This is a genomic window from Lederbergia ruris (assembly GCF_018332955.1).
In the GTDB taxonomy this organism is placed as follows: domain Bacteria; phylum Bacillota; class Bacilli; order Bacillales; family Bacillaceae_C; genus Lederbergia; species Lederbergia ruris.
Map to the genome: position 1 here is coordinate 1 of NZ_BORB01000011.1, position 21,020 is coordinate 21,020.

The window sequence follows — 21,020 nt, forward strand, 5'->3', positions numbered from 1 at the left end:
ATCTTAAACCCTATTATTGGAAACCGTATTTTTGGAGTAAAAGCTACCTTCTGCTTACAACAGGGGGAGCACCGATATCAGTAATAAAGGAATATATCAAAAATCAAGACCGCGAAGGCTAACCCCCCACTAAATGCGGCGCATTTTGAAGGGGACTGCACCTTCGCTTTTTTGTTCAATTGGATATAAGACAACTTCGGCATTTTATAGTAATTGTACAAGTAAGATTTCTGCCGCTGCTGAACGGCTTCATATTTCTCAACCTCCATTAAGCCAACAACTTAAAAAGGCAGCCATCTACGGCCGCCTTCCATGATAATTATGCTGCTAATGTTTCTTGATTAACTCAATAAACGCATCCACAAAGGTTTGTAAAAATTCTCTTGTTCCTTCGTTTTTTAAGTGTCCATTTTCATCTAACAATTCTGCAACATTTCCAAGATATGCTTCTGGTTGCTGTAGTATTGGCATATTTAAAAAGACAAGGGATTGTCGTAAATGATGATTGGCACCAAATGCACTTAAATTTCCGGGAGATTGGCTAATAATCGCGGCAGGCTTACCATCCCATACACTTGAGCCATAAGGTCTTGACCCTACGTCCAATGCATTTTTTAATACAGAGGGCACCGAACGATTGTATTCAGGAGTGACGAATAATACTGCGTCTATTGCCTGCATTGTTGTCCGAAATATAGTATATGCCTCTGGTACCTTGTTTTCATCATCGTAATCCTGATTGTATAAAGGCAGATGGCCGATTTCTATCATTTCTGTTTCGTATCCTTCTGGAAAGAGGGGTGCAACATTTTGAGCAATTTTTTTAGAGAATGAATCTTTACGGAGACTTCCGACTAAAATTCCAACTTTTGCCATTTTTGTTTCCTCCCTATTTTTTAATTGTAAATAACTGGTTCTAGTTACTATTCCCGAAATACAACGATTTAATATAATTAAAAAGTTTGTTTACTGTACTATCCTATCGTTATTCTCACCTACTTTCATTTACGAATTAGCAAGATTGTCTCTATTATGTAATTCAAGTAAATGTGAATTTTACCTTCTAACCTACAAAAAAACCGACCTATTTTATAAAAAAAGAAGGTCGGTTTAAATTCATTCACTTATCTTAAAGTTTTTAATGCTCCACTCCAGGCAAGTACCTCATCTAACATGGTGTTAACATTTACAAGATGCAATTCTTGTGGTTGAAATTCTGTTGCATTCACGAAATCTGTAAATAAGCTTAAAGTTGGATGTGTACGAACATCTGCAACTTTTTGTTCTGCTAAAATACCGCGCAAATGTTCAGCAGCGCGTGCTCCACCAGTTGAGCCATAACTTACAATCCCAGCAGCTTTGTCATACCAAGCTTCTCGAGCAAAATCGATCGCATTTTTTAGAGCGCTCGTAATACTATGGTTATACTCTTGAACAATAAATACAAAGCCATCAAAGCTGGCAAGTTTTTCATTCCACGCGACAATTCCCGGTTCTGTTCCATCAGTTGTTCCAAAAAGTGGGAGATTGTATTCCGCAATATCAACGATTTCATAATGAGCATCTCCGCGTTGAGCGGCAATTCCTTTCACCCATTCTCCTACTTGTGGACTTACTCGCCCTTGTCGTGTACTCCCTAAAATAATTCCAATGTTTAATTTTTCAGTTGTCATTCATTCTTCCTCCATGGTTTGCTTCCCTAATATTTTTTGTTCCCTACTTAGCAAGCTAGCTAAAAATTAGCTGAACTGATCAAGCTAATTGTTCACCAACTCTATACTTTCAAACTAGTAACATCTGGTTTTCTTTCCTATATTGTAAAATCCCAACCGGTTACTTTATGTAAGTAAGTATAGTTATATAAGCATATTAAGTCAAGTAACTAATGAAAATGAGATTATTTCCCGGTTATTGCCTTTCTTGCTATCGCATCATTATATGGCTTCACTCAAAACCACTATTTTTTTAGAATCGAAGTGGAATTATATCAATTGAAATCGTTTTCTTTTTCTTCTATTTTACCATTCATTCCCAATTCATCCACAAAATCATTAAAAAGACTATTTTAAAGGTAACATAGCAACACAATTTCAGTTAAGTGGAGTCTTTCTCCAAAAGTAATAATCAAACTTTGGTGGAATGTTTTCTCCATCTTTCATGCGAATTTCCAGTGGTTCGACGATTTTATCTAGACCTATCTTAATATATGGAAGTCTTTCCACTTCTCCTTCATCAATAGCACTGATTATAATCTCGGTATTACCGATGGTTTTTATATTTTCGATCTTAATTGCTTTCCCTTCATATTCCTCCCCTAATTGAATCAGTAGTTGTTTTTTCCCTTCTGATATGGTGGAGATTGTATAATAGGTAGCCGTACCTTGTCCGGCGGCCATATCACCCTCACCACTAATCCAATATCCTTTGCTTTCGTACATCCCCCAGCCAATCAACGCAAAAAGCAGTAGTGGAATGATGACGAGAATGGATTTATCCAGTTTTGTAAACTCAGACTTTTTCATCCCTTTCATAAAAGGTAAAAAGAGTACTCCAATGATCGCTACTCCCCACATGCAAGCTCCCAAAATACCAAAGCCCATGCCTTCAAAGCCGCCTATCTTAAATAAACTATAAAAAACGATAAACATTGCAATTAAAAATGTCACAAGCGGGGCTAAATAGAATTTCCCTGTTTTTTTCGCGGCAACAAAAGTAAAAAGATAGATCAAAATCCCTAAAAAGAAACCCATAGTCATAAGCATTCCCAAAAAATTCACCCCTGTTCATTAAATGAAGAGCGATATCAACGTATCTAAAAATAAAATGATGCACAAATCAAAAAGAAGAGAAATGACAATCCAGCGTTTATTAAAAAACATCATCGCAAATACAGTTAAAAAAAGCACCGCTGGGAAATAGAACAGGAAGGTGCCACTTTTAATATAGTCAATGGCCGCATTAGCAGATAGCTCCCAGTTGTATAATTGAATGGCTGAAAAAATAATATAAAATAAAAGCAGTGCTCGAATCGTAATAAACAACCATTTTAGCCCTCGATTAAACTGGACTAATTTCTTTAATGGCTTGATTCCGACCTCTTCTTCTCTTGTTGGAGTTGGATGATCTTCTGCTTTCGATGTATCACTATATACTCGCTGACACTCCTGACAATCTTGGATATGCTCGAGAAGAACTTCTTTTGTTTCCTGTTCAAGCTCATCAAACACAAGTATTAATTCACGAGAAAGAATATGAATTTTTTGAAACTCATTCATGTTTTGCACCTCTCTTTAGCCATTTGCTTGCGCATTCTGAATATCTTAGATTTCAATGTAGGAACAGGTATATCCAAGAGTGTACTAATTTCTTGATAATGATAGCCATAGTGAAACTTTGCTAAGAAAATTGCTTGATCTTGGGTCGATAAATGACCTAAAGCTGTTTTAATTTGAAATTGAATCATCATTTTCGATTCAGGTGTTTGATTCTCTATCAATAAGCTTTCAATGACACTTTCATCATATAACAGCTCTGGTTTCTTTTTTCGATAATGATCGAGGAATGTATTCTTTGCTGCCTTCACTAACCAACTTTTCATATGTGTCACTTGTTGAGTTTTTGCTGGATCCGTTAACATTTTCGCAAATAATTCCTGAATAATATCATCAGCTAGCTCGTCACTTTTCGTTAGTCCGATTAGAAAGTGCCGTAAATAGGTGTAATGCTCTTTATAAAGCCCTTCAATCACCCCAAATGGATTTTGATTCAGCATGTTTATCCTCCATAAAATCTCCCTTACTAAAGAGACGATTTAAAATGAAAAAGGTTTTACGTTTTATAGAAAAGTTTTTAGATCCTCCCCCATTTTAGGCACACAGGTTAATTGTAAAGTAAAAATCGAATTGCTTTATTCAGAAGTTCATAACAACATAATAAAAGACCGCCCATGCGTGAACATGGAACGATCCGAGTGTAACAGCCCTTCCAGGGGGCGGCTCGCAGGGTCATCTATTCTGCCATTAAACCGTAAGCAGAAATTTTCTTAATCTTCCGGGATACGAACATGGAGACAATATAGGCTAAAATTAAGATTCCTACACAAACCATTAGAATAATCGGAAAATGAACAATAAAGTCTAAACGCTTTACCCCTGCACTGGAAAGTAATACGGAAAGTATAGGATTCGTGAAAAAGTAACCGAGTATACCACCGATTACGACTCCTGTAATGATTATAGGTAAAAAACTAATGGATATTTGATTCATCAATTGAATCGTCGAATAGCCTATTGCTTTCATGACGCCAAACTCTTGCTTGCGTTTAATAATGACCGTTTTGATCACCAGATATAGAATCATCACTACGACCACAACGGTAATGGCCAATACCATCAACATCACGGCAAACACGGCAGCTGTATACATCCCTGTTTGGCTTTCGATATTTTCATCGATATCTAACATCTCAGCTATGGCCCCCCGTATTCCTCTTGGACATTATCGATAAAGTCTTTATTCGATATCCCATCCAAATATACATAAAGAGTCGATCCTTGATAATTTGAATGTAATTGTTGCATTCCTTCCATCGTTAATGCAGCAATCTGGCCTGCATTACCAATGGACTGACTAAGACCGGTAATTAGGAAATTACCTGTTTCATCTCCATATTTCAATTCAACCGTATCGCCAATTCCTTTATTGATTTGACTTGATATAACCCAAGAGATCGCTATTTCATTCTCATACTTTGGCTGCCGTCCCTCATAAACAATATTATTTTCTAACTGATCATAATCCTCTGTAACGTTTGTATATGCGGTCTGACCGTCAATTTTCGTTTGAATCAAGTCAAAAATACTCAATTTTTCTACATGATCCATTTTTTCAAAGTTACTCATAAGCTCCTTAATATTTGCATCTGATTGAACCATTATGTACACATTGGCCGGTTCAGATCCAAATAAGTTAATAAAGGCCGTTTTGTCTGAAGCAATATTGTAATAAAGAACCATTGAAAAGATTGATGTAAAAGTTAGCGCGATTGTGATTAAGAGAATCATGATATTTTGTTTTGCATGAACTAACATCGATTTCATAGCCAGTAAAAAATGAAGACTACCCTTTGCTTTCTCTAAAGGAAAATGATTTCTTCTAAAGTTATGCGTTTTGACCCCACCACGAAGTGCCGAAACAGGGGGGATCTTTCGGATAGTGATGGCTGATAGTAATGTAACGGTAATGACACAGAAGGCAACAAAAAATATGCTAACTAAATTCATTGTTATATCAAAACTCTGAGACCATATTAATCCAGATAAAGATGATATTATCTCTCCAAAGAAAGGCATAAGTCCATATGACACTGCAATACCTACTATACTTGCACTTAATGAAACTAAGATAAATTGTAAAATAATCGATAAAAGAATTTGCCTACTCGTATAGCCAATAGCTTTAAGTACGCCGATATTCACCATTCCATCCTCAATGCTACTGGAAACTCGGAACCTAATGACTATGAGTGAAATAAGTACGATAATAGCTGCAAAAGTAACTAATATTGTAGCAACGATATTAATCGTTAATGTATTGACGCTCTTCACCAGATCTATATTTAATGACTCAATATCAAAAATGGTTTCTTCCCCTGTTGACCGTTGAAATTCTCTCATAAATTCAGTTTCTAATTTCGCTGATTGTGTTTGGTCATCCATTATCGCAGAAATCATCATACCCTCTGATTGATCATCTAATTCATTTAACAATTTATCATACGATTTTTCCGGTAACATAAATTTCATCATACCAATATTGCTCGTGCCCATCATGGTTGTTTCAAAGAATCCAGCAATCTGATACTCATACTTTTTGTTTTGATAAGTAATGGTAAAATGATCGCCTAATGTATATCCCCCGTTTTTAAAACTATAAGGTACATAAATTTCGTCATCACTATTCGAGGTAGTGTTCCGCTTTTCAATCAATTGTAAGGGTGCAACATCGCGTTTTGCATCCGCATTAAATAAAATAACACTGTTTGATAATTCCCCATTCCCAAAATCAAATTTAGCCATATTCATTTTTATAATATTTTCTGTTTCTTCCACAGATACACCAGGATAGTTTGCTATAAATGCTTCATACTCTGCTTGATTACTAGTATCATCCATCATGATTGTGACATGTGGATCTTTTAATTGTTCTACTTTATGATCAAAGAATGCATTGATTTGAGTCATTACCATTAACCCTATATTCAGCAGCACCGCAGCAACTAATATAAAGACAAATAAAGAAACCATCGCCGATTTACCTTTTCTAATATTGGCCAACGCCAGCTTCATAATACTCACTTTTACCACCCCATTTCTGCAAGGAAATGTTTGAGCTTTTCATGCCGCTCGTCATTTTCACTCTCACAGTATGCCCCTAACTGTAAATCTCCACAAATGACACCATCGCGCAAATAAAGAATGCGATTTCCCCGTAATGCTGTTTGAATATCATGTGTGACCACGACAATACTTTGCCCATTATCATGGACATTCGTGATTACATCTAAGACCCGCTTACTAGCTGCTGAGTTTAAAGCACCTGTTGGCTCATCTGCAAACAGGACTTTCGGACGGTTAATTAATGCTCTAACAATCCCTACTCGTTGCGCTTCCCCACCAGAAAGCTGCGTTGGAAATTTAGACCATGAGTTTTCATGAATTCCTACCTGCAATAGTAGTTCTTTAGATTCTTTTACAAGTTCCCGCTTATTTTTATTTACTAAAAGACCACTTGCTAGTACATTATCAAGTACGCTCATATTGTCTAGTAAATAAATTTGCTGAAATACAAACCCACAATGTTTTCTTCGAAAAACAGCTAATTGATCATTATTTAATTTGACTAAATTTTTCCCAGCAAAATCGATACGACCTAATGTCGGTTGATCCATACCACTTAATGCATAAAGTAAAGTGGATTTTCCAGACCCTGAACTCCCCATGATGATCGTAAAATCCCCTTCAAATAAACGAATATCTAAATTTTTTAATACATGCTGCTGAATTCCACCGCTAGAAAAGCTTTTACATAGCTTCTCCGTTTCAATAATGGTTTTTGTCATGGTTTATAGGCACGCTCCTTTATTTTCCACCTCAAAAAAGACTGTAAAAAAGCTTACAGTCTTAGCATACAAAATAAATTCTTATTAAATCTTTGTGCAATTCTTAATTAATTCTAAAATCTTAAGCCAACTTAATTTTCAGGACAACTGTAAAACCATCATTGCGGTTGGAACAGCTAATTTCTCCCTTCATATTCTCCATGAAGTACTTCGATATAAAGAGACCTAAGCCTGAACCATTCTCTCCTTTTACATTTTTCCCCCGATAATATTTATTAAATAAAAGTGGCAATTCTTCTGCGCTGATTCCTGGTCCAAAGTCGAGAATATGAAGTTCGAGATAACCTTGATTGATTTGCGAGTGAACGGTAATCCTTGTTCCGGCATACTTATATGAGTTGCTGATAATATTATCTATCACCTGTTGCATGCGAACAGGATCCATTAAAATCATACATTCCGGAATGGGGTCATGAATAATTTGCTGATCATAATTAACATTTTCAATCATATCAATGAGTATTTCACTCGATTCTTCCGTTACAGTCAATTTCAACTGTTGCAGTTCTTCTAAAGTGGCATGGAACATATCCGTAACAAGTAAGTCAATTTGCTCAGCTTTTGAATAGATGGTATTCACTTGTTTCGTTACCTTTTCATCTTTAGCTTGTATAAGCAGCAATTCACTAACCGCTTTGATCGAAGCAATAGGTGTCTTAATATCGTGACTTAATGTAGCCACAAGCTCTTTCTTGCTTCGATTGGATTCATATTCTCTTTGCCGTGCAAGGCTAAGTTCTTCACGCATTAAATCAAAACTTTCCGTAAAGGCACCAAAGTAATTATTCTGGGTCATGTTTAAAGGGATATCTAGATTACCCCGTGCCACATTTGCTGCAAAATCTTTCAAGTGTTGAAACGGCTTCAATAATGTTCTATCAATATAAACAATATATATAATACTCGTAACCATGAGGAAGCTAAAGATCAAACTGATCGCTATAATCAGTTCTTTTTTTATTTGTTGTAATATTTCATGATCCTTATTGGGGATAATCAATTTCCCAACCATTTCGTTGTTTTGCCATATATCGATAATAGTTTCTCTATGTTTGATTGATTCGTATAAATTGATATAATGACTGCCTGAAGTTTGATAAACCAGCTTTCCTGAAGGATCTACGACGGAAAATGACTGTTTAAAATCGAGTTTGTTAAAGGATTCCTCCTTCCCCCAATTTTTTTCAATCGTTTTAACCAATTCATTCATGGCTACAAGATCGACTTCTGAGCTATTTTTGTTATGAATAATCATGACAGAGAGCATCATACCAACACTAAAAACAAGCAAATTCAAGACGATTAACCTTTTTACTTTCATTGATTGGCATCCTCTAAAACATACCCTGTTCCCCAAATCGTTTTGATTAATTGTGGATTCTTTGGATCTTTTTCAATTTTCTCTCGTAAATGTCGAATATGTACATTCAAAGTTCCATCTCCTACAAAGGAATCTCCCCACACATTTTGAAACAGTTCATCTTTTGGAATAATGCGATTTTTATTTTTCGCCAAATAAGACAAAAGTTTATATTCCATCGTTTTTAATTGAATCTCAGCATTATTTATTCGGACGCGTTGCAGCTTCGTATCCATTTGGATCTGGCCAAATTCCAAAACATCTGGCTGATTGTCCATGTCATTCCCATATCTTTTTAAGACAGCTTTCACTTTGGCCAGTAGAATACTTAGTGTATAAGGCTTTTGAATGTAATCGTCTCCACCTATATTTAAAGCAATCAGAACGTCATCATCACTAGAACGTGCACTAATAAATAGAATCGGAATCTGTGTTGTTTTACGTAACTTTTTACATAAATCAAATCCAGAAGAGTCTCCAAGATTAATATCAAGAAGAATCAATGATGGTTCATGCTCCGACAAAAAGCGTTCACATTCCTTAGCACTTGTCACAAACGCTGTTTTAACCTCAAACATATTAAAATACTCACAAGTTGTTTCCACTAAAGCAATCTCATCATCCACAATCAAGCAATCTAATTTCATAGCAAATCTCCTAGAAATATACTATCTAAATCTATGTCTAGATATATACAGTATACATGATATCTGGTAAGCAGATGTACATTAATAGGACTATTTCCGTTGGTTGGAAATCTTTTTATCATGACAAGCGGTTTACTAGCAAATGCTAATCTTATTCTAAGGGGCATTATTTAGGAGGTACTGAGGCTTTTCAAAATTTACTTTTCTAACCTTGTTTCCCCTTCACTCGCTTCAACATCGCGACAATTAGAAAACTAACAATGACTAATAAGACCCAAGAGCTGACTTTTCCTAAATGGACAAGGCTCCATACTTCTGCCTGGTTCGGATATGTCCAAGCGCCAAAGAACGTGGCAATATTTTCGGCGATCCAGATGAAAAAGCCGATTAACATAAAAGAAAAGGCAAGTGGCATCCGGTAACGTGCTCCATTTACTTCGTATGTCACCCACGTTTTCCAGAAGACAATGATCACAAGTCCAGCTAACCACCACCGGATATCGATCCAATAATGATGGGTAAAAAAGTTCAGATAAATAGCTATGGCAAGCGGCGCAACGATCAGAAATGGTGGCCACTTAATTAGATCAACCTTTAACCTTCTCCATGCCTGGCAAAGATAACTCGCAACACTTGCATACATAAATCCGCTGTAAAGTGGCACACCGAAAATTTTAAAATAGCCATCCTCTGGATATGACCAAGAACCCATATGTACTTTAAAAAGTTCGAGGGCAAGCCCAATCAGGTGAAACATTGTAATCACCTTTAATTCGTCCTTCGTTTCAAGCCCTGAACGCACCATCCACCATTGCATTAGAAGGCAAATGATCAGCATCCAGTCGTATCGACCAAGGAATGGGAGTGGTAAGATTTTCGTCAAAGCTAAGGAGGAAAAAATAACGACAGGAAACAAACAGGACAGCGCCTGCTCCCAACCAAAATGAATGAGTTGTTTAGCTGCTCTTACAACTTGTGCCTTTAAAGGCTTTTTCTGTGACTTATTTTCAATGGCTAAATTCATCGATAACTCCTCTTTTTGCAATGTATTTGAATGGAACTCGCCGGTTTCTTGCAAGCATTTTCTCCTATTCATCTTCAATGCCTTCATTATTTTGATATTCTAAAATATCTCCTGGTTGACATTCTAAAGCTTTACAAATTGCATCTAATGTTGATAAGCGAATCGCTTTGGCTTTTCCATTTTTCAAAATCGAAAGGTTTGCCATTGTAATTCCGACTCTCTCTGAAAGTTCTGTCACACTCATCTTCCTTTTAGCCAACATCACATCAATATTGATGATAATTGCCATCTTATTCACCTCAGACCGTTAAGTCATTTTCTGATTTTATAGCGATCGCCTCTTTTAAAAGTCTTTGCAGAACAGCCGCAAAGACGGCGATGACCAAAGAAGCAAAAATAATGATCAATCCGATGACGATGATTCCTGGAGCATCATCTACCTCCGCCATAAAATAGAAGAGTGGCATGCCCACGACATAAAAGCTACTGATCGAGATTGCACAGTATTTTATATTTTTTAAAGCTTTTACAGAGATATCTGCGAACGCCTCGTTTTTGTCAATATAACTTAAAAGTTTAAATGCCTGGTACAATGCAATAAAAAACGGAATCGCTGATATATACATCACAATCAAAATGCCGTACAGTACATAAGCAAACTCCGAATAACTATCCACTGCCTCTTTGGCGACCATTGGTAATCCAAATAGACATAAAGCAAGAATGGGAGTCCCAATCAGAAAAACAGCTATTTTCAAAAAAAGCGTTGAGCCTCGTTTCATAAAAAGCACCTCACTTGGTCAATGTCAAATTGATTTTAACACTCCATTTATCGAATTACAATAAATTTTTATTCCTACTTATGATTTTTTTATTGTTAATTTATTCTTTCTGTATAAAGCAAAATTCAGACTAACTTTATATATACACCCTTTGACATCTGAGTAACAAATATCGTATTATATATCTAAATGATACATATCAATTAGATAGGTGATATAAAAATGAAAAAGTACAATCATACAACTTACGCGATTCTAGGCATTTTGACGACTGGATGCAGAACGGGGTATGCGATTAAACAGCTGATTGATCAGAGCTTAAATCATTTTTGGAAAATCAGTTATGGACAAATTTATCCTACTCTGAAATTGATTGTTGAGGAGGAATTATCAATCGTTCAAACCTTATCAGAAAGAGGCAAGCCTGAACGAAATGAATATTTTCTGACTGATAAAGGAAAAGCTGTTTTTAAAAACTGGCTGGAAACACCAATTGAGCAAATACCAGTTGAACGAAACGAAGTTTTATTAAAATTATTTTTTGGACGTCACCAATCTAAGGAAAACACCTTATTACAACTCGAAGATTATCAACAAAAGTTAGTAGAACGCTACCAACTTTATCAAAATATAGAAAAAATGATTACTTCCACCCCTCATAACACAGAAGATGTAACTTATTGGTTATTTACTTTGGATTATGGAAAACGCGTAACAAATGCGGCCATTGAATGGTGTGATGCAACGAAGGAGCATTTTATAAAGTGAAACTTCAATCAGTGGGGTTTCTTCCATCCCCACTGTTGTTAGTTGAACCAATCGGGCTGTTACGGGCAGTTTATCCCTCACCGGAGCTTCTCCGTATTCTCTAAAGCCTTGAGGTGAGGGATTACTGCCCGTTAATGCGGGATAAAAGGAGAATCAACATGACAAAAAATATTTATGCCGGACGTTATACAACCGAAAACGATAAGGATGTCGTCGTTTTTCTAATTGGAATGCGTGTGAACAACCGCTTCGCCATTCATAAATGGGGACCAGTGTTTACCGCCATGCCTGGCATGATTAAAGAGCTGTATACACATAAAGAAGAATTAGGATTTCTCTCGATGGAAAGCTATTTTGGACTGAGAACCACTGTTATGATTCAATATTGGCGATCTACCGAAGATTTATTAGCCTACGCCAAAGGTAAAAAACATTTAAGTGCGTGGAAAAATTTCAACAAAAAAGTCGGTAATAATGCGGCTGTTGGTATATATCATGAAACCTACGAACTAAAGAAGGGCAAGTATGAATCAGTCTATGGAAATATGCCTTTATATGGGTTAGGGAAAGCTATGAAGCATATTCCGATTGCAAAAGAAAATATGGGTGCGCTAAAACGACTCAAAAGATATACCTAGATTCATATAAAAATTGATCATTTTAACAGCAAAAAAACGCCCAGTTCATTCATCATTGAACTGAGCGTTTGACTTTATTATGTTGAACAAAATCTGCCCTAGCATTTCTTGCCCTCATCTTTCCACATAGGATTTTTTTCATTCTATCATAGAATAGAGACAAAATATGCTACCCTATTCATGCCTTTTATAGAGTTGATAACCAGTGAGAGCCCTTTCCTTTTGTACTTGGTTGTATATTTATGTTCACGATTTTTTTATTCGTGACCGCTTCTGGTCCTTTTCCCCGAATTCGGGCACGATTCGCACTTATTCGTGACCGTATCGGATTCTTTTCTTCAAATACGGTCACGATTGCCCCCTAATCATGACCGTTGTAGGTGATTCTGTTCAGTTTGGGGTACGATTTCTAATAGGACATTCCCCATCAATCATATCTCCCTTATGCAAATTTATTTTTATAATGTGCCAAACGAAAGATAAAATATAAAAGCTGATTTTCCAAACAGAAAATCAGCTTTTATTCATATATTTAGGCAATATCATAGCCTTGTTCTTCAATAGCTTCTTTCATAGCTTCAACATTTACTTTAGATTCATCAAAGGTAACATCTACTTTACCAGTTTCCAAATGAACTTCAGCCGCAGATACGCCATCTAATTTTTTCAATGCACTTTCAACGGACATTTTACAATGACCACATGTCATGCCTTGTACATTTAGCGTTTTCTCCATGACCTATTCACCTCCTTTAAATTGGTCCTTTTATAAGATTAGAGTATAAAATTTGGCGAGTGTTTGGATCTAGCTCCAGCGCCCAGCGACTAGCAAACTTTCGGTGCCTGCTTGCGTAAGTCAACATCCATTCGCTTTTCAATGTCTAGCTACAGGCGGTAGGGGCTCGAGGTCAAATAACCTGGAACCCTAGAAGGGAAAGAACGCCCTTCCAGGGTTCCAGAACATTTGCTTGTCGCCCCTGAACAACCGCCTTCCGCTTTTCAATGTCTAGCTGCAGGCGGTAGGGGCTCGAGGTCAAATAACCTGGAACCCTGGAAGGGAAAGAACGCCCTTCCAGGGTTCCAGAACATTTGCTTGTCGCCCCTGAACAACCGCCTTCCGCTTTTCAATGTCTAGCTGCAGGCGGTAGGGGCTCGAGGTCAAATAACCTGGAATCTTGGAAGGGAAAGAACGCCCTTCCAGGATTCCAGAACATTTGCTTGTCGCCCCTGAACAACCGCCTTCCGCTTTTCAAGCTCATGGTGTTTCCTTTATCTCAGGCCAACAGGATGTTGGTCAGAACAGCGTTGCGACGTACAAGGATGTACTAGTGCAGACGAAGCGACAGGACGTCGCGATTGAGTCTGCCGCCAGGACGGAGGCCCACAGGATGTGGGTCAGAACGGCGTTGCGCCAGGACGGCGCGCCTTTAGCCGTTCATCCTTATGGACTAAGTTTGTACGTCGCTAACGGGCGCTTGTGCTTTTCTTATAGTTTCACTCGTTTTAAGCGAAGTGAGTTCGAAACAACACTTACCGAACTTAATGCCATTGCTGCGCCAGCAATCCATGGTGCAAGTAAACCGACTGCAGCAATCGGGATGCCTGCTGTATTGTATCCGAAAGCCCAGAAGAGGTTTTGCCGGATATTTCGAATCGTTGCATGGCTTATTTTAATGGCCTTTGGAATGAGCAATAGCTCACCGCCAAGAATCGTCAAGTCAGCCGCTTCAATCGCCACTTCTGTCCCTGTTCCAATGGCGATTCCAATATCTGCTGTAACTAATGCAGGTGCATCGTTCACACCATCTCCCACCATTGCGACTTTTTTACCCTGTGATTGAAGTTCTTTTACTTTATCTGCTTTTTCTTCAGGTAATACTTGAGCAATGACTTGATCGATTCCAACTTGTTTTGCAATCGCTTGTGCCGTTCTTTCATTATCACCTGTTAACATGATCACTTCAATTCCCAAGTCTTTTAACTCTCGAATGGCTTGTGGTGCGGTTTCTTTAATGGTATCTGCAACGGCCACAATGCCACGATACTTTCCATCAATTGCAATCAACATAGCTGTTTTACCATTGTTTTCAAATTCAACTAATTTCTCTTCATAACCCTCAATATGAATTTGATGGTCATTCATTAATTTTCGATTTCCAACAAGAACATGTTTTCCAGACATCTTCGCTTCAATACCATGGCCAGCTATGGCGTTAAATTCATCCACATCCACAAAATCAATATCATTCTCTGTTGCGTATGCCACAATCGCTCCTGCAAGTGGATGTTCAGATCCTTTTTCCGCACTAGCTAAAAGTTGTAATGTTTCTTCATCACCGGAAAAGTCGGTTACTTCAGGTTTTCCTTTTGTGATGGTTCCTGTTTTATCAAGAACGATTGCCTCTAATTGATGGGTTCTTTCTAGGTGTTCTCCACCTTTAAATAAGATTCCATTTTCGGCTGCCTTTCCAGTTCCTACCATAATCGATGTTGGAGTTGCCAGCCCTAACGCACAAGGACAGGCAATAACAAGGACAGCAATGGCTGCAACTAAGCCGGATTCAACTTGGCCAGGTTGAACAAACGCAATCCAGATAATAAAGGTGATAATCGCAATACCGATGACAATTGGAACGAAATAACCGGAAATTATATCAGCCAAACGTTGGATAGGTGCTTTCGATCCTTGCGCTTCTTCCACGACCTTTATAATAGAAGCGAGGGCCGTATCTTTCCCAACTTTTGTCGCTTTCATTTCAATAGAGCCATTTTTATTTATCGTAGATCCAATCATTTTCGCTCCTGTTTCCTTTTCAATCGGGATAGACTCGCCTGTAAGCATCGATTCATCAACAGATGTTCTTCCCTTTACAAGGATACCATCTACAGGTATTTTTTCTCCTGGTTTTACAATCAAATGATCCCCAACCACTACATTTTCAACCGGAATCAGTACTTCTTTGCCATCCCTTATGACACGAGCCTCTTTTGCTTGTAAATTAAGCAATTCAGATAACGCATTGGTCGTTTGACTTTTGGCTCTTGCCTCCAAATATTTACCAAATAAAATTAACGTAATTAATACTGCGCTTGTTTCAAAATACAAATGCGGCATATAGTCAGGATGGCCAATTGTCTTAACAGCTTCGTATAAACTATAGAAATAAGCAGCACTTGTCCCTAATGCAACAAGCACATCCATGTTCGCTCCACCATTCTTCAGGTTCTTATAGGCACCAACATAAAATTGCCATCCAATGATAAATTGAACAGGTGTTGCTAAAGCAAATTGGAACCATGGATTCATGAATATATCCGGTAGATTCATGCCAAATAAATGAACGAGCATCGTTAATAGTAATGGAGCAGATAGAACAGCTGAAACAATTAGTTTCGTCTTCTTATGTTGCAGTTCTTTTTCTTTATACGTTTGTTTTTCATCGGCTTCTGCTTTTGGTTTCGCATCATAGCCAATATTTTGGATTTTCCCTATTAATGCCTTTGGATCAACTAATCCAGGGTTATATTCAACCGTTGCACTTTCGGTCGTTAAGTTTACCGTTGCACGTTTAACCCCTTCTTGTTTATTTAGTATTTTTTCAATACGGGTAGAACAAGCCGCACAAGTCATCCCAAAGACATCAAATTCAGCCTTTTCCATTAGAACACTATAACCGATATTTTCTATTTTTTTCGTAATATCTTCAATAGACGTTTTCTCTGGATCAAAATCGACGGTGGCCTTTTCTGTTGTTAAATTGACTTGGGCATCGACCCCATCCATTTTATTTAATGTTTTTTCAACACGATTGGAACAAGCAGCACAAGTCATACCTGTTATACCAAGTGTTGCATGGTTTGTTTCACTCATCATAACTCCCTCCTTACTTAGAAAACTGTTTTAATACTCCCATCAATTCCTCGATGGTTTCTTTCCCCTCCCCTTGTTTGATCGCATCACTGACACAATGGTTGATATGTCGTTCAGTGATCGCGAAACCTACATTTTTTAAAGCGGATTGAATCGCACTAATTTGTACTAAAATATCTAAGCAATAACGATCATCTTCCACCATTTTTTGTATGCCACGAACTTGACCTTCTATTCGCTTTAAACGGTTGATGACCGCTTGCCTTTCATCTTTTGTTCTAGGTTTAACCGGGTGATCATGCAAGAATTTATCCAAATGAATCACTTCCTTTTCTTTATATCTATACTATACCCCTATATGGTATAATTGTCAACAGAAGTGCCTAAAGCATTTTTAGTTTATCCTGAACCCCGAAAATATACATTTGCAATGTATGAACAAGGGGATAATAACTAAGACAAGCACAAAGAAAGGGTCCCATGACATTCACAAAAAAAAACACTCACAAATATGAATGTTATCAACATTAGTGAGTGTTTCCCTAAATAATATTATAAAGGTTGTTCAATTAATTCTTCTTCCGTTGGAGGGTTAAATTGCCCTTCCCATTTCGCAATCACAATCGCCGCTAGTGAGTTCCCGACCACGTTCACTACGGTACGTCCCATGTCAAGAATGCGATCGATTCCCGCAATAAACGCTAACCCTTCGGCAGGTAATCCAATCGTACTAAAGGTAGCAAGTAACACGACAAACGATACACCTGGCACTCCAGCCATTCCTTTAGATGTCACCATCAAAACTAACATTAAGGTAATTTGATGTCCAATGCTTAATTCTATCCCGAACATTTGTGCAATAAATAACGAGGCAATCGCTTGATATAAAACAGAGCCATCTAAATTAAAAGAGTAACCTGTTGGAATAACGAATGAAGCAATATGTTTCGGACTTCCTGCTTGCTCCATTTTGTCCATAATTCTCGGAAGCACTGTTTCTGAACTTGATGTTGAAAAAGCCAAAATTAATTCTTCTTTTATCATCTTTAATAAAGTAAAGATACGAAATCCAACAATTCTAGCCATCAAACCTAACACAATAATAATAAAGAAAGCCATCGTTCCATATACAGTGAAAGCTAACTTGCCTAATGGAATGAGGGATTTAAAACCATATTTAGAAATCGTTACACCGATTAAGGCAAATACCCCGATTGGTGCATATTTCATAAATAGGTTTGTCACATAGAACATTGCATTAGCCATACCTTCAAAGAATTTCAATACAGGTTTCCCTTTATCGCCAATTGCTGCGATTCCAAGGCCAAACACAACAGCAAAGAAGATGATCGCGAGCATATCTCCCTCCACCATCGCCTGTAGCGGATTGGTCGGAACGATATGTAAAAGAGTATCCGCTATCGACTTGCCTTCTTGTTCTTTCGTTGTTTCGACATAGCTTGAAATATCACTTCGCTCTAGGTTGTCCGTATTTAATCCAGCACCAGGCTGAAAGAGATTACCAGCAATAAGGCCAACCATAATGGCAACCAAAGTCATACCAATAAAATAAGTTAAGGATTTGACGCCAAGTTTACCAACGGATTTCAAATCTCCAACTCCAGCAATGGCAACGATAATACTAGACAGGACAATGGGCACAACAATCATTTTAATTAACCGAAGAAACAGATCACCGAATGGTTGTAAGATCCCTTGGGCTGTTTCACTTCCGTAGAAAATACCACCCACAATAATCCCTAAAATAAGACCAATAAAAATTTGGTTAGCTAAACTTAATTTAAATTTTTTCATCAATTACCCTACCTTCTCGTTCGTTATATAATGTGTGTTTAGGCAAGGAAAACAAAGATGATTGAAATAAAAACGATAATCGGCAAACAAAAAAAGACACGGGTTGTGTCAATTCCCACCATATCATATATTCATTTGTTTCCTTTAAGAACGTGTTCAAAAAGGAGGATAAAAAGGACCCGTCGGCTAAAGGCGCTGACGTCCTGTCAGCAACGCCGACACTAGCACATCCTGTGCGTCGAAAGTTCGAGGCGGCGTAGCTTTGAGCACAAGGAAAGCTTCCCTGAATCCGCATCGCACGCCGGAAAAGTGGTTTTCTTTTCCAAGGAGCGGACTTGTACAGGATGTACTGACTTCTGCGTTGCCCACAGGACGTGGGCGGTTTTAGCAGAAGATCCTCTAACCTGATACATGAGCAGCGAAGAAGCAAGCCAACGAAGAAATTCGCAGTGTCATTTTTACCGGACTTTTTGAACATCCTCTTTAAACGCTGACGAGGTTAGCTTTCGGGTTAGGACTATGGGAAACAGCAAGCCCATCCATTAATAGGATTCACCCCACGCGGACATACCGCCGTAAAGATTGGGTCCCCCGCTCTTAACATAAGATTAAGCGAAAATCATATAAAGCGCTTTTTAATTATACTAATATAACATCATTTTGTAAATAGTAGAGAGTTCCCATGGAAAAGGGAGCTATCTTAATAGCAGCTCCCTTTTCAAATCTATCATTTTCTCGAAGATTTATGCCCTTGTGTACTTCACACTATTTTTGCATATATGCATGTATCCCTTAATTGATTCGTATCTGGAGAGACATCATCATTTTTTAGAATACCTTCTAATGAAAACCCTAATCTTTCTGGAATGGCTCTGCTCTTCATATTTTTTGCATCGCACCTAATTTCTACCCGTCTGGCTTGCAATTCCCGAAAGGCAAATTGAGCAATCCCCTTAACCGCTTCTGTCATATATCCTTCCCCACTAAAACGGCTGTCGATCCAGTATCCGATCTCGAACTTGGGAATTGACCAATCGATTCTATGCAACCCAGAGGAAGCAACGAATTCTCCTGTTTCTTTTAAAAATACCAATAATCTTAAATCTTCTCTTTTCAAAAAGGAAATATAAGCTGACCTAATATTTACTTCAACATCTTGTTCAGATTGCTCTTTTTGAGCAAATGGCATCCAAGGCTTTAGCTCATTTATGGAGGCCCTTATCGCCTCATGTACAACTTTACCATCTCCTGGTCTCGGCATTCGAATAACTAATCGCTCAGTTGAAAACTCTTCTGGAAATTCTTTCAGTATTGGATTCATTGGATGCACTCCTATCCTACCAAAATATTTTAATTGGTTTCAAATATCCCTAATTGGTACCATTCGATTTCTGAAAAAATGATTGCGCATATTTATCATTCAAATAACTTAGCATTCTCGCAAGTATAGACATTCCAGTCTGCTATTGTTAGACATTTCCCTACCCTTATGTATTCTTTTCATTGGATGATGTCAATAAATTTATCATCATCCTCAAGAACGGCCCCGCTTGTGCATTCCTACCCACATTGGATTCAATCCAATCGATTTCATCATTTAACAAATTCATTAAATGAAATATCGCTCTATTATGTGAAGCTGGTGTATTATATGTAAAAATTGTCTTTACTTTATTGAGATGACTGGAGGGTAAAAGGGATTCAAGAGCTTTTAATCCCAATTGAGCCCGTTCAGGTCTATATCTATGTAGCAATACTTTTGAAAGGTTGACCATCACATTTTGTAACATTTCGACAGCCCATAAGTCATTGCCTCTTTGGTTTGCCTTATGATATTGAAATAGAAACCAAGCCACATCATAAGCACAATCATGAAATTCTTCTTTAGAGAGCAACAAATTTTGGGTGGATTGGAATTTAGCTAACTTATTTTCAGGGTCATACACTACACGAAAAAAATCCTTTTCTTTAAATGTCTTTTCAGTCACAGTAAATAAATCAACATGAAGCAGATTATCATAAACAGCTATAATTTGCGGTGCGATGATAAAGTAGTCTTCATAAAACAATATTTTTCGATAAGATTCTAAATGTTTTAATCTCCGACTCAAAAAGTCTTCTTCCTCTTTTTCATCTACCAAACAATAAAGATCAACATCTGAATACTCGTCATATTCTCCTCTTCCCATGGAACCTTTCAGAAAAATGGCCTTCACCTGATTATCCTTTATTAAACTTTGCGAAATGGTGCGGACTGCCTCATCTTGCTTCATCCTTACACCTCCATCTGAAAAATAGGCTCTATTTTCATATAGCCAATATTTACTTGCAAGTTTACTGCTTATATCATAAAAGAATGCTAAGAAAATTTTTTTATTTTATTTAAAAATTGCTCTACCTCCATGGGAGAACGTAAGATCACGATTTCTTTTTCAGTTGAAAACGACGCCAATTTTTTTAAGATTATCGGTTTGTTTGATTTTGGATACTCCCATACCCATTTTAAAAATTCAACTGAAATTTTTTCTTCACAGCCTTCTCCCATATCCGGCCGCGTCTTATTTCGGTATTGAATCCACCGTTTGATGACACGATACACACAGATGGTTCGTGGCATATCTAGAAAAATAATCGTATCCGCTTTATTCAAACGAATATCCATAGTTCCGCCGTAATTTCCATCAAAAATCCATTTTTCTTTTTCTACTAATTCATTTTGAACGAGTCGTTGCTCTTGTTTGGACGTTCCAATCCACCCGGGTTTCCAAAATAACGCATCGAGATGAAATACCTCAATCTTTAATAATTCTCCTAACTTCCTGGCTAAAGTAGATTTCCCTGAGCCTCCCGAACCGATAATAGCGACCTTTTTCACCAGATCCCTCCTCGCCTTACAAGCGTAAAACGCAATATAATAAACGTTATTTGGTTTTCC

General features: G+C 37.5%; 24 protein-coding genes, 1 pseudogene and 1 riboswitch. Of the genes and pseudogenes, 4 read left to right on the forward strand and 21 right to left on the reverse strand.

What is annotated here, in order from left to right:
• Both KI363_RS07815 and KI363_RS21980 read left to right on the forward strand, forming a co-directional pair.
• A partial coding sequence (locus tag KI363_RS07815) for a transposase (RefSeq protein ID WP_212966097.1) occupies window positions 1–122 on the forward strand: 122 nt, incomplete at its 5' end.
• A 57-nt stretch (window positions 123–179) separates the two neighbouring features.
• A pseudogene (locus tag KI363_RS21980) lies at window positions 180–286 on the forward strand (LysR family transcriptional regulator); the annotation flags it as partial.
• 41 nt (window positions 287–327) lie between these two features.
• Here KI363_RS21980 and KI363_RS07820 read toward each other — a convergent pair.
• From KI363_RS07820 to KI363_RS07880, 13 genes are all read right to left on the reverse strand, one after another.
• Window positions 328–876 (reverse strand): NADPH-dependent FMN reductase, encoded by a 549-nt coding sequence (locus KI363_RS07820; RefSeq protein WP_158323603.1) that lies wholly within the window; start codon window positions 874–876, stop codon window positions 328–330.
• A 248-nt stretch (window positions 877–1,124) separates the two neighbouring features.
• Window positions 1,125–1,673 carry an NADPH-dependent FMN reductase gene (locus KI363_RS07825; RefSeq protein ID WP_212966034.1) on the reverse strand — a complete coding sequence of 183 codons (549 nt, stop codon included), beginning with the start codon at window positions 1,671–1,673 and terminating at the stop codon, window positions 1,125–1,127.
• Between the two features lie 417 nt (window positions 1,674–2,090).
• Window positions 2,091–2,762 carry a YesK family protein gene (locus KI363_RS07830; protein WP_505744238.1) on the reverse strand — a complete coding sequence of 224 codons (672 nt, stop codon included), beginning with the start codon at window positions 2,760–2,762 and terminating at the stop codon, window positions 2,091–2,093.
• Window positions 2,763–2,786: 24 nt separating this feature from the next.
• Entirely contained in the window at window positions 2,787–3,275 is a 489-nt protein-coding gene (locus tag KI363_RS07835; RefSeq protein WP_212966036.1) for a hypothetical protein, read from the reverse strand.
• The gene (locus KI363_RS07840) at window positions 3,272–3,772 is read right to left on the reverse strand and encodes an RNA polymerase sigma factor (protein ID WP_212966037.1); all 501 of its coding nucleotides are present in this window, start codon (window positions 3,770–3,772) and stop codon (window positions 3,272–3,274) included. The genes KI363_RS07835 and KI363_RS07840 overlap by 4 nt, the downstream gene beginning before the upstream one ends.
• 236 nt (window positions 3,773–4,008) lie before the next feature.
• Window positions 4,009–4,464 (reverse strand): FtsX-like permease family protein, encoded by a 456-nt coding sequence (locus KI363_RS07845; RefSeq protein WP_212966038.1) that lies wholly within the window; start codon window positions 4,462–4,464, stop codon window positions 4,009–4,011.
• A 5-nt stretch (window positions 4,465–4,469) separates the two neighbouring features.
• Window positions 4,470–6,347, reverse strand: a complete 1,878-nt coding sequence (locus KI363_RS07850; protein ID WP_246516813.1) for an ABC transporter permease — start codon at window positions 6,345–6,347, stop codon at window positions 4,470–4,472.
• Window positions 6,348–6,358: 11 nt separating this feature from the next.
• Window positions 6,359–7,120 (reverse strand): ABC transporter ATP-binding protein, encoded by a 762-nt coding sequence (locus tag KI363_RS07855; protein ID WP_212966040.1) that lies wholly within the window; start codon window positions 7,118–7,120, stop codon window positions 6,359–6,361.
• A gap of 121 nt (window positions 7,121–7,241) precedes the next feature.
• The gene (locus KI363_RS07860; protein ID WP_212966041.1) at window positions 7,242–8,501 is read right to left on the reverse strand and encodes a HAMP domain-containing sensor histidine kinase; all 1,260 of its coding nucleotides are present in this window, start codon (window positions 8,499–8,501) and stop codon (window positions 7,242–7,244) included.
• Complete coding sequence (locus KI363_RS07865; protein WP_158323610.1) at window positions 8,498–9,187, reverse strand: response regulator transcription factor; 690 nt, start codon at window positions 9,185–9,187, stop codon at window positions 8,498–8,500. Before KI363_RS07865 ends, KI363_RS07860 begins: the two co-directional genes overlap by 4 nt.
• A 205-nt stretch (window positions 9,188–9,392) precedes the next feature.
• Window positions 9,393–10,211: a DUF817 domain-containing protein gene (locus KI363_RS07870; protein ID WP_212966098.1), complete on the reverse strand. Its 819-nt coding sequence runs from the start codon at window positions 10,209–10,211 to the stop codon at window positions 9,393–9,395.
• 64 nt (window positions 10,212–10,275) lie between these two features.
• Window positions 10,276–10,500 carry a helix-turn-helix domain-containing protein gene (locus KI363_RS07875; protein WP_212966042.1) on the reverse strand — a complete coding sequence of 75 codons (225 nt, stop codon included), beginning with the start codon at window positions 10,498–10,500 and terminating at the stop codon, window positions 10,276–10,278.
• A gap of 10 nt (window positions 10,501–10,510) precedes the next feature.
• Window positions 10,511–10,993 (reverse strand): DUF2975 domain-containing protein, encoded by a 483-nt coding sequence (locus tag KI363_RS07880; RefSeq protein WP_212966043.1) that lies wholly within the window; start codon window positions 10,991–10,993, stop codon window positions 10,511–10,513.
• 222 nt (window positions 10,994–11,215) lie between these two features.
• Between KI363_RS07880 and KI363_RS07885 the strand changes: the two genes are divergently transcribed.
• Complete coding sequence (locus KI363_RS07885) at window positions 11,216–11,761, forward strand: PadR family transcriptional regulator (RefSeq protein WP_212966044.1); 546 nt, start codon at window positions 11,216–11,218, stop codon at window positions 11,759–11,761.
• Between the two features lie 158 nt (window positions 11,762–11,919).
• Window positions 11,920–12,399 (forward strand): DUF4188 domain-containing protein, encoded by a 480-nt coding sequence (locus KI363_RS07890; RefSeq protein WP_212966045.1) that lies wholly within the window; start codon window positions 11,920–11,922, stop codon window positions 12,397–12,399.
• Between the two features lie 187 nt (window positions 12,400–12,586).
• Here KI363_RS07890 and KI363_RS07895 read toward each other — a convergent pair whose 3' ends face one another.
• From KI363_RS07895 to KI363_RS07930, 8 genes are all read right to left on the reverse strand, one after another.
• A complete protein-coding gene (locus KI363_RS07895) occupies window positions 12,587–12,751 on the reverse strand; it encodes a hypothetical protein (protein ID WP_191967462.1) in 165 nt (54 codons plus the stop codon).
• Between the two features lie 180 nt (window positions 12,752–12,931).
• Complete coding sequence (gene copZ / locus KI363_RS07900) at window positions 12,932–13,135, reverse strand: copper chaperone CopZ (protein ID WP_158322296.1); 204 nt, start codon at window positions 13,133–13,135, stop codon at window positions 12,932–12,934.
• 750 nt (window positions 13,136–13,885) lie between these two features.
• Entirely contained in the window at window positions 13,886–16,270 is a 2,385-nt protein-coding gene (locus tag KI363_RS07905) for a heavy metal translocating P-type ATPase (RefSeq protein WP_212966046.1), read from the reverse strand.
• Window positions 16,271–16,283: 13 nt separating this feature from the next.
• Window positions 16,284–16,586 carry a metal-sensing transcriptional repressor gene (locus KI363_RS07910; protein WP_212966047.1) on the reverse strand — a complete coding sequence of 101 codons (303 nt, stop codon included), beginning with the start codon at window positions 16,584–16,586 and terminating at the stop codon, window positions 16,284–16,286.
• A gap of 236 nt (window positions 16,587–16,822) precedes the next feature.
• Window positions 16,823–18,085 carry a cation:dicarboxylate symporter family transporter gene (locus KI363_RS07915; RefSeq protein WP_212966048.1) on the reverse strand — a complete coding sequence of 421 codons (1,263 nt, stop codon included), beginning with the start codon at window positions 18,083–18,085 and terminating at the stop codon, window positions 16,823–16,825.
• Between the two features lie 474 nt (window positions 18,086–18,559).
• Window positions 18,560–18,710, reverse strand: a riboswitch (cyclic di-AMP (ydaO/yuaA leader).
• A gap of 135 nt (window positions 18,711–18,845) precedes the next feature.
• Window positions 18,846–19,406: a GNAT family N-acetyltransferase gene (locus tag KI363_RS07920; protein ID WP_158323977.1), complete on the reverse strand. Its 561-nt coding sequence runs from the start codon at window positions 19,404–19,406 to the stop codon at window positions 18,846–18,848.
• A gap of 166 nt (window positions 19,407–19,572) precedes the next feature.
• A complete protein-coding gene (locus KI363_RS07925; protein ID WP_212966049.1) occupies window positions 19,573–20,358 on the reverse strand; it encodes a nucleotidyltransferase domain-containing protein in 786 nt (261 codons plus the stop codon).
• Between the two features lie 86 nt (window positions 20,359–20,444).
• Window positions 20,445–20,960 carry a DNA topology modulation protein gene (locus tag KI363_RS07930; protein ID WP_158323980.1) on the reverse strand — a complete coding sequence of 172 codons (516 nt, stop codon included), beginning with the start codon at window positions 20,958–20,960 and terminating at the stop codon, window positions 20,445–20,447.
• Between the last annotated feature and the right edge of the window lie 60 nt (window positions 20,961–21,020).